Source organism: Promicromonospora sp. NPDC057488 (assembly GCF_042802395.1).
Taxonomy (GTDB): Bacteria; Actinomycetota; Actinomycetes; order Actinomycetales; family Cellulomonadaceae; genus Promicromonospora.
On record NZ_JBHVEG010000223.1, the window covers coordinates 1 to 8,890 of the forward strand.

The window sequence follows — 8,890 nt, forward strand, 5'->3', positions numbered from 1 at the left end:
CGCTCAGGTCCCCCGGGGGACCTGAGCGTCTGACACGTCGGGGGTGCTAGTCGCGGCCGACGGCGAACGTCTCCATGGCCATCAGCGGGCGCACCTCGCGCTCCAGGTCGCCACGGGAGACGTAGCGGCGGACGGCGTCGTCGGCCAGCTCGTTGCCGAGCGCGGCCATGATCATGCCCTGGTCCAGCGACAGGTAACGCTGGGAGACCTGGCCGCTGCGCACCGCCACGGCGTCGTAGAAGCCGCCCGGGCCGTACGCGTCGAAGTCCTCGGCGATGTTGCGCAGGTTGGCCATCGCGTCACCGTGCGCGTAGCGCAGGGCGAGGAACGACGCGTGCGGCGTCACCACGCCGTCGCCGTACTCCGTGGGCGCCGGTGAGCCCTCGCGGCAGCCCTCGTAGGGCTGGTCGACGGTCGTGCGCTCCTGGTCGGAGGTGTAGCCCGGCCCGTCCAGCCCGAGCTGGTCCACGCCGTACTCGCGGTACCCGCCGGCCGGATTGTTGGACGGCGAGAAGCCCCAGTACCCGTAGTCCGCCTCGCGCAGGCCGTGCTCGATCTGACCCTGCACGTACAGCGGGTGGTTGCGGCCCCACGAGCGCGGGCCCCACGTCTCCTCGGGCACGAACAGCGGCACCATGAGCGCCTCGAACATGCTGCCGCCCCAGGTCGGCACCACGCGCATGCCGCGGTACGGCAGCGCGCCCTCGAACACGGGAACGCCCAGGTGCTCGGCCCACTGGCCGACCGGGCGCGTCTCGGTCCACGACCAGTCGCACGTGTCGGGGAACGTGCGGTACGTGCCGAAGTAGTGCTCCGCCGGGATCTGCCCCTCGGCGATACCGAGGTAGGACGCGATGCGCGGCTCCGTGTTGAACGCGCCGTAGTGGTGGCCCGTGTACCAGACGTCGGCGCCCATCTCGCAGTAGTCGCCCGCGACGGGCGCGGTCTCCTGCGGGTCGACGTCCCAGAACCCGCCCCGGATCTGGTTCTGCGCCGGGTCGTAGTAGCAGCCGAAGTCCATGTCCTCGCGGACGGCGTCCGCGGCGCGGGCCAGCGACGGCTCCGCGCGCGCCGTCAGCAGGAGGCCCGTCGCGAGCCAGCCGTTGTCCACGCTGGACAGGAACGGCTTGATCGGGTCGCCGCTCGTGGGGAACGTCAGGAGCTTGGCGCCCGTGGCCGGGTCGTACCAGTTGTAGAACATGCCGCTCGGCTCGTGCTTCTCCAGCCCGGCCACGGTGTCCAGCGTGGTCGCCAGGCGCTCGCGGGCCTCGCGGCGGTCGATCAGGCCCGTGTCCCGGGCCACCACCGTGCTCCACAGATAGGCGCCGATGTTGGTGGGCGACGTGTATCCGCCGCGGCTGGCGGGGTCCAGGTCCCCGCCGATGTTGTCGTCGGGCAGGCCCGTCTCCTCGTCGACCATGGCCTCGAACGAGCGCCAGGTGTCCGCGGCCCAGGCCTGGAGCTGACGGCGGTCCTTGCCTGAAGTGGTCGTGCCGGAAGTGCTCTGCGCTGCGGCGTCCGGGGCCGACGTCGCCCCCGTGGCGCTCGCCGGCAGTGCGGCGAACGCCAGGGCGGCGACGGCACCCGTCGCGAGCGTGGTGCGGATCCTGCTCATGGTGTGTCTCCTACGTCGTCGTAGTTGATGACAGGTGCAGTGGTGACAGGGAAGTGCTGAGAGGTGGCGCGTCAGCGGGCGAGCAGCCCCGTGCGCGCGACCTGGCCGAGCCACGCGAGGCTCGGCTTGGGCGTGCGCACGAAGGTGGTGCGGTCCACGGCGATCAGGCCGAACGTGGGCCGGAACCCGCTCATCCACTCGTAGTTGTCCAGCAGCGACCAGTGCAGGTAGCCGTCCACCTGGCAGCCCGCGGCGATGGCGTTCGCCATGCCCTCCAGCGCGCCGGTGGTGTAGTCGATGCGGCGGGAGTCGTCGGCCGTGGCCATGCCGTTCTCGGTGACGATCATCGGCACGCCGCCGGTGATCTTGTGGGTGTACTCCAGCGCCTCGCCGAGCGCCTGCGGGTAGTACTCCCAGCCGGTCAGCGTCTTCTCGACGTCGTCGCCGAAGGGGATGGGCTCGCCGTCGGCCCCGATGATGGTGCGCAGGTAGCTCTGCACGCCCACGAAGTCGTCGCCGCGCGCGACCTCCAGGAAGAAGTCCTCGCGCGGGTAGGCGTAGGCGTCGCGGGCCTCCTCGGCGCCGGGCGCCGCCTGGAACACCTGGTTGGCGATGGTCCAGCCGGCCTTGACGTGCCCCAGGCCGTGCAGGATGTCGACGGCGCGCCGGTGGGCCGTCGCCTGGATCTCGGAGGCGCCCTGGTCCGGGGCGGCGAGCCCGGCGGCGTCGAGGTTGGTGCGGCGGCTCGCGCCGAGCATCATCGAGGTGATGTTGGGCTCGTTGATGGTCACGACGTGGCCGACGTCGCCCAGGATCTGGCTGACCGTCTCGACGTACCGGCTGAACAGGTCGACGGCATCGGGCGCGAACCAGCCGCCGCGCTCCGCGAACCAGCGGGGGAGCGTGAAGTGCAGCAGCGTGACCATCGGCGTCACGCCCGCCTCCAGGCAGGTGTCGATCATCCGCCGGTAGTGGTCGAGCTGCGCCCGCGAGAACTCGCCCTGCGCCGGCTCGATGCGCGCCCACTCGATCGAGAACCGGTACGCGTTCAGGCCGGCCGCCGCCAGCAGCGCGATGTCCTCGCCGTAGCGGTGGTAGCTGTCGACGGCGTCGCCGGAGCTCTCCGCGCACAGCGACCCGGCGACGTGCTCCTTGGCCCACCAGTCGCTGTTGGTGTTGCCGCCCTCGATCTGGTGCGCGGCGGTCGAGGCGCCCCAGAGGAACTCGGGCGCGGTGGGCAGCGTGATCTGTTCGGTCACGGGAAAACTCCTCGGGTCGTGCGGCTGGCGTGGTAGTGCTGGCGTGCGGTGGGGCTGGGCGTGCTGCGGTTACTTGAGACCGGTGGTCGCGATGCCCTGCACGATGTGCCGCTGCAGGGCCAGGAAGACGATGAGGATCGGCAGCACGATGACGGTCGCGCCCGCCACGAGCAGGCCGTACTGCACGGTGTTCTGCCCCGTGGAGTACAGGGCCAGGGCCACGGGCAGCGTGTACTTGTCGGCCGACTGCACGGCGACCAGGGGCCACAGGAAGTTGTTCCAGGACCCGAGGAACGTCAGGATGCCGAGCGTCGCCAGCGCGGGCTTGGTCTGCGGCAGCACGACGGCGAAGAACGTGCGGAACTCGCCCGCGCCGTCGACGCGTGCGGCGTCGAGCAGCTCGTCCGGGATGTCGAGCATGAACTGCCGCATGAGGAACACGCCGAACGGCGCCGCCAGGAACGGCAGGATCAGCGCCGCGTAGGTGTTGATCAGGTCCAGGTTGGCCACGAGCACGAACAGCGGCACGAACGTGACCATGCCCGGGACCATGAGCGTGCCCATGATCAGCAGGAACAGCACGCGGCGGCCGGGGAAGTCGAGCTTGGCCAGGGCGTAGCCGACCATCGCGCTGAACAGGACCGACCCGACCGTGACGACCAGCGCCACGACCACCGAGTTCGCGAAGAACCGGGGAAAGTCGAGCGTCGCGAACAGCTCGGTGTAGTTGGACCAGGTGAACTGCTCGGGCAGCAGGGTGGGCGGGAACTGCCGGATCTCGCCCTCGGGCTTGACCGAGGAGACGATCATCCACAGGAGCGGCCCGAACGAGGCCGCGAGGCCCAGCAGGAGCACGACGTTGAGCAGGATCGCGCGCGGGGTGAAGCGGCGGGTCGCGGCCCGGCGCGGGGCGGACCCCTGCGGCGCGCCGCGGCGGGTGCCGGGCCGCTCGGTGAGGACAGTCATCACTTCTCCGTCCTGAGCAGGCGGAACTGGAGGTAGGACAGGATCACGATGGCAATGAACAGCACGTAGCTCATCGCGGCCGAGAGGCCGTAGTTCCCGAACCCGAACTGGTTGAAGATCTCGTAGGCCACGGAGTTGGTGGCCCCGAGCGGCCCGCCCTGCGTCATGACGAACGGCTCCTCGAAGAACTGCAGGTAGCCGATACCGGTGATGACCGCGCAGAACAGCAGGGTGGGCCGCAGCAGCGGCACCGTGATCGACCGGAACTGGCGCACGGCGCCGGCGCCGTCGATGGCCGAGGCCTCGTACAGGTCCTTCGGGATGCCCTGCAGCCCGGCGAGCAGGATCACCATGGAGTACCCGACGTTGCGCCAGGTGGCCATCATGATCAGCGACGGCATGGCCCAGACCTCGTCGGTGAGCCAGCGCGGCCCCTCGATCCCGAACAGGCCGAGGCCCGAGTTCACGAGCCCGAAGTCGGGCTGCAGGAGGAACCTCCACACCACCGCCACCGCGACGATCGACGTCACGACCGGCGCGTAGAAGCCGACGCGGAACACGGACCGGAACCAGGTCAGGCCCGAGTTCAGCAGGACCGCCAGCAGCAGCGCGATACCGAGCGTGAGCGGCATGGCCACCCCGACGAAGTAGAGCGTGTTGCCGGCGGCCTGCTGGAACTTCGGGTCGGCCAGGACGGCCGCGAAGTTGTCGAACCCCACGAAGTTCACGGCCCAGGGCGTCCTCAGGTCCTTGCCCTGCATGTCGGTGAACGCCATGTACAGCGAGGACGCCACCGGGACCAGCATGAACACGGCGAAGAGGATCGTGAAGGGCAGCGCGAACCCCCAGGCGGCGAGGCCCGTGCGGCGGCGGCGTGCGGAGACGGCCACGGGTCAGTCCAGACCCGTCCCGATGGAGGTGGCCGCTTCCTGCATCTTGGCGGCGGCCTCCTCCGGCGTCAGGTCGCCCGCGATGGTCTGCTCGATGATCAGGTCGAGCTCGTGCTCGATCTCGGACCACGTCGGGATCGCGGGGGTCGAGCGCGCGGTCTCCAGCACGCCCTGGTAGACGGCCAAGGCGTCGTCGTCGGCCAGCGCCGGGTCCTCCCACGAGGCCTGCACGGCCGGCAGGTCGTTCGAGATGCCGAACCAGTCCACCTGGACGGCGGGGTCGGTGGCGAACTGGACGAACTTCCACGCGGCGTCGGGGTTGGCGGCGTCCGCCAGGACGGCGAGGTTGGAGCCGCCGATGAACGACGCGGTGGCCTCGTCGGCGGGCAGCGGCACCACGCCGAACTTGTCGGCGAAGTCGTCGCCCGCGGTGGTCAGCAGGTTCGCGCGTTCCCACGGGCCCGAGACGAACGAGCCGAGCTTGCCGTCGATGAAGTTCTGCACCTTCTCGTCCTCGACGAGCACCGGCGGGGCGAGCCCGTCGCGCATGAACGAGGAGTAGTACTCCAGCGCCTTGACCTGGGCGTCGTTGTCGAGCGTGAACTCGCCGGCGTCGTCCAGGATCTCGCCGCCCGCCTGCCAGTAGAACGGGAAGTACATCAGCGCGGTCGAGTTGCCACGGGTCTGCAGCGCGATGCCGTTCTCGGCCCCGGCGTCCTGCAGCCCGGCCGCGAAGTCCGTCAGGCCCGCCCAGTCCTCGGGCGCCTCGACGCCGGCCTCCTCGGCGAGGTCGGTGCGGTAGTAGAGCACGCGCGACTCGACGTACCAGGGCACTCCGTACGAGGTGCCGTCGACCTCCGTGGTCTCCCAGGCGCCCGGGAAGAACGCCGACGAGTCGATGTCCTCGGGCGTCGGCGCCAGGCCGTCCAGCCCGACGAACCCGCTCATCAGCGTGGTGCCGACCTGCATGACGTCGGGCACCTCGCCCGTGGCGATGGCCGTGTTGATCTTCTCGGTGGACGACTCCCACGGCACCGGCGTCACGTTCACCGTCACGTCGGGGTTGTCGGCCTCGAACTGCTCGGCGAGCTCGGGCAGCAGCTCGCCCTCCGTGCCCATCGCCCAGACCTCGACGGTGCCGCTGGCGGGTCCGTCCGAGATGCTGCTGGCGCTGTCTGCCGTGGTGCCGGCCTCGTCGCTGCGGCCGCACCCGGTCAGGGCGAGGGCCAGCGTGAGGGTCGACGCCGTCGCCGCTGCGGCGAGGCGAGGTGTCCTGTTCACGATCACTCCCTTGTTGATCTGTTTCCGAAATTTCGAAGGCGAATCTCGGAAAGACCACGGGAGGTTAGACGGGGCGCGGTGCGGTGTCAACCAGCCTGGTGGCAGCCTGGCGGCTGGTTGGTGGCGCGGTATCGCGCCAGTTGCCCCGGTCTCCCAACGCCGTCCAGCGATGTTGCGGAGGCGAGCCGCGCGATGGGCTACCATCCTGATTTCGGAAACAGGTTTCGGAAAGACGTCCGACGGAGGACCCATGGCAACCGACCAGCCGCACATCCCGCTCGCCGTCGTGGCGGCCGAGGCGGGCGTCTCGGTCCCGACGGTCTCCAAGGTGCTCAACACCCGCCCCGACGTGGCCGGCAAGACGCGCGCCCGGGTCACCGAGGTGCTGGAGCGGCACGGCTACGTGGTCCGCCCGCCGGCGGCCAAGCCCACCGGCATGATCGACGTGCGCATCGTCGACTTCGAAGGCACCTGGTCCGAGGCCGTGGTCCGCGGCGCCGTCGCGGGCGCCCGCCGGCTCGGGCTGGACGTCGTCCTCGCCGTCGAGCCCGACCCCGACGACTGCAGCTCCTGGGTGCGGCACGCGCTGGAGCGCGGCACCGACGGCCTGGTCAGCATCGTCGCGGTGCCCGACGCCGAGGCGCGGCGCGCCCTGGAGCAGACCGGCACGCCGCTCGTCGTCGTCGACCCGCGGCAGCGGCCGCCGGAGGGGATGCTCAGCGTCGGCGCCACCAACTTCCAGGGCGGGCTGGAGGCCACGGCGCACCTCCTGTCGCTCGGCCACACGCGCATCGCCACGATCACCGGCGCGCTGGAGCAGGACAACGCCATCGCGCGGCTCGCGGGCTATCGCGCCGCCATGATCCGCGCGGGCCTGACCACCGACGACGACCTGGTCTACGTGGGTGCCTACGGCGTCACCTCGGGCTACGAGGGCGCGCAGCGGCTGATGGGCCTGGACGACCCGCCCACCGCGATCTTCGCCAGCAGCGACGACACCGCGCTCGGGGCGCTGCGCGCGCTGCGCGAGGAGGGCTTCGTCGTGCCCCGCGACGTCTCGCTCGTCGGCTTCGACGACCTGCCGATCGCGCCCTGGATCGACCCGGCGCTGACCACCGTGCGCCAGCCCCTGACCGAGATGGGCGCCACCGCCGTCGACCTCGTGCACCGGGCCCGCACGGCCAGCGGGCACACCCTGCGCACCGAGCTCGCCACGAGCCTCGTGGTGCGGGCGTCGAGCGCGGCGCCGGCCCGCTAGGCGGCGGGCCGGCGGGCTCCGCAAGCTACCGCTGCGGGCGCCGCGGCTTCTCGACCTCCGGCAAGGGGAGGCCGCCGGGACCCTCCTCGGCCGTCGGGATCGCGGGCTCGCCACGGGCCGCGCGCTCCTTGGCGCTGGCCGCGTACGCGTCCACGTACTCCTGGCCGGACAGCGACAGGATCGCGTACTCGATCTCGTCGGCCACGGCGCGCAGCACGAACTTGTCGGTCTCCATGCCCTTGTACCGGCTGAAGTCCAGGGGCTCGCCGATCACGGCGCCGAGCGGCATGAACGCGGGCACGGTGCGGCCCACCGGCTGGGCGACGTCGGTGTCGACCATGGCGACGGGGATGACCGGCGCACCCGACTCGAGCGCCATCCGCGCCACGCCGGTCTTCGCCTTGTACAGGCGGCCGTCGGGGCTGCGGGTGCCCTCCGGGTAGATGCCGAACAGGCTGCCCTCGCGCAGCACGCGCAGGCCGGTGCGCAGCGCGGCCTCGCTGGCGGCACCCCCGGAACGGTCCACGGGGATGACACCAATACCGGTCATGAACCAGGCCACGATCTTGCCCTTGAGGCCCTTGCCCGTGAAGTAGTCGGACTTGCCGAGGAACGTCACGCGACGCTTGATCAGCAGCGGCAGGATGAACGAGTCGATCACCGCGAGGTGGTTGCTGGCCACGATGGCGGCGCCGCTGCGCGGCACGTTCCTGGCGCCGACGACCCACGGCTGGTACGCGAGGCGCAGCAGCGGGCCGACCAGCACGTTCCTCATCACCCAGTAGAACAAGATTCCTCCTCAAGACCCGCCCCCGCGGGCCCCCCGACGACAATAGAGTGTGCCCATGGCCGCATCGAACACCGACGACCGCGACGACGACGTGCCCGGCGACACCCCACGCGAGCTGGGCGACGACGACGTGGCCTCGCGCTGGGCCGACATCGTCGCCACGCTCGGCGACATGGACGTATCCCGGGCCGACGGCGAGACCGGCGGCACGGAGAAGTCCGCCGCATCCTCTCAGACATCACGGTCCGATGACGAGGGCAGCGCCGACGACGGCGCTCGCGGTCCCGCCGGTGGTGAGCAGGCCGGGGGCGACCGGAAGGACGGCCGTCAGGTCGGGGGCTGGAGCGACGGCGGCTGGGCCGCCGGCGACTGGACCACGAGCGGCACGGAGGCCGACGGCGCGAGCGGCGCGGCAGGTGCCGACGCGGAGCCGGGGCGGACGCGCCCGGACCAGCCCTCGGGCCCGCGCGACTGGCCGCTGTCGCCCGAGGCCGAGGCGGAGGAGGAGGCGGACTCGCACTTCACGCCGCCGGAGCCGCCCGCGCTGCTGTCCCGCGACCCGCTGCTCACGATGGCGTGGAGCTTCGTGGTGGGCATCCCCGTGCTCGCGGTGATCGGCATGATCGTCTCGGCGGCGGTGCCGGCCGTCTCGATCCCGCCGCTGGCCGGGCAGATCGGGCTCGGCCTGTTCGTCGCCGGCCTCGGCGTGCTGATCTGGCGCATGCCGCACCAGCGCGACCCGGACGACGACGGCCCCGGCGCCGTCGTCTAGAAGGTCCGGAATTGTCAGACGCTCAGATCACCCGGGTGATCTGAGCTTCTGACACGTTC

At 71.2% G+C, this 8,890-nt stretch carries 8 protein-coding genes; 2 read left to right on the plus strand and 6 right to left on the minus strand.

Translation table 11 applies throughout. The features are described from left to right. Positions 1-46: 46 nt before the first annotated feature. The 5 genes from ACFU5G_RS27215 to ACFU5G_RS27235 all read right to left on the minus strand — a co-directional run bounded on the left by ACFU5G_RS27215 (position 47) and on the right by ACFU5G_RS27235 (position 6,011). Positions 47-1,615 carry a glucoamylase family protein gene (locus ACFU5G_RS27215; RefSeq protein WP_377251762.1) on the minus strand — a complete coding sequence of 523 codons (1,569 nt, stop codon included), beginning with the start codon at positions 1,613-1,615 and terminating at the stop codon, positions 47-49. Positions 1,616-1,686: 71 nt separating this feature from the next. Next, positions 1,687-2,874, minus strand: a complete 1,188-nt coding sequence (locus tag ACFU5G_RS27220; protein ID WP_377251764.1) for a glycoside hydrolase family 1 protein — start codon at positions 2,872-2,874, stop codon at positions 1,687-1,689. A 69-nt stretch (positions 2,875-2,943) separates the two neighbouring features. Next, entirely contained in the window at positions 2,944-3,840 is an 897-nt protein-coding gene (locus ACFU5G_RS27225; protein WP_377251766.1) for a carbohydrate ABC transporter permease, read from the minus strand. After that, entirely contained in the window at positions 3,840-4,730 is an 891-nt protein-coding gene (locus ACFU5G_RS27230; RefSeq protein ID WP_377251768.1) for a carbohydrate ABC transporter permease, read from the minus strand. The genes ACFU5G_RS27225 and ACFU5G_RS27230 overlap by 1 nt, the downstream gene beginning before the upstream one ends. Before the next feature lie 3 nt (positions 4,731-4,733). Then, positions 4,734-6,011 carry an extracellular solute-binding protein gene (locus ACFU5G_RS27235; protein ID WP_377251770.1) on the minus strand — a complete coding sequence of 426 codons (1,278 nt, stop codon included), beginning with the start codon at positions 6,009-6,011 and terminating at the stop codon, positions 4,734-4,736. Positions 6,012-6,261: 250 nt separating this feature from the next. On the opposite strand from ACFU5G_RS27235, the gene ACFU5G_RS27240 reads away from it, so the two are divergent. Further along, entirely contained in the window at positions 6,262-7,269 is a 1,008-nt protein-coding gene (locus ACFU5G_RS27240) for a LacI family DNA-binding transcriptional regulator (RefSeq protein WP_377251772.1), read from the plus strand. Positions 7,270-7,294: 25 nt separating this feature from the next. Here the strand turns inward: ACFU5G_RS27240 and ACFU5G_RS27245 are convergent, their stop codons facing one another. Beyond that, positions 7,295-8,059 carry a lysophospholipid acyltransferase family protein gene (locus ACFU5G_RS27245; RefSeq protein WP_121383843.1) on the minus strand — a complete coding sequence of 255 codons (765 nt, stop codon included), beginning with the start codon at positions 8,057-8,059 and terminating at the stop codon, positions 7,295-7,297. A gap of 55 nt (positions 8,060-8,114) precedes the next feature. On the opposite strand from ACFU5G_RS27245, the gene ACFU5G_RS27250 reads away from it, so the two are divergent. Beyond that, complete coding sequence (locus tag ACFU5G_RS27250) at positions 8,115-8,831, plus strand: hypothetical protein (protein ID WP_377251774.1); 717 nt, start codon at positions 8,115-8,117, stop codon at positions 8,829-8,831. The last annotated feature ends 59 nt before the right edge of the window (positions 8,832-8,890 follow it).

What these genes read in the sequence shown, in the direction of transcription:
- ACFU5G_RS27225 (WP_377251766.1), bottom strand. Translation starts at nt 3,840, where the DNA reads ATGACTGTCCTCACCGAGCGGCCCGGCACCCGCCGCGGCGCGCCGCAG.
- ACFU5G_RS27240 (WP_377251772.1), top strand. Translation starts at nt 6,262, where the DNA reads ATGGCAACCGACCAGCCGCACATCCCGCTCGCCGTCGTGGCGGCCGAG.
- ACFU5G_RS27250 (WP_377251774.1), top strand. Translation starts at nt 8,115, where the DNA reads ATGGCCGCATCGAACACCGACGACCGCGACGACGACGTGCCCGGCGAC.
- ACFU5G_RS27215 (WP_377251762.1), bottom strand. Translation starts at nt 1,615, where the DNA reads ATGAGCAGGATCCGCACCACGCTCGCGACGGGTGCCGTCGCCGCCCTG.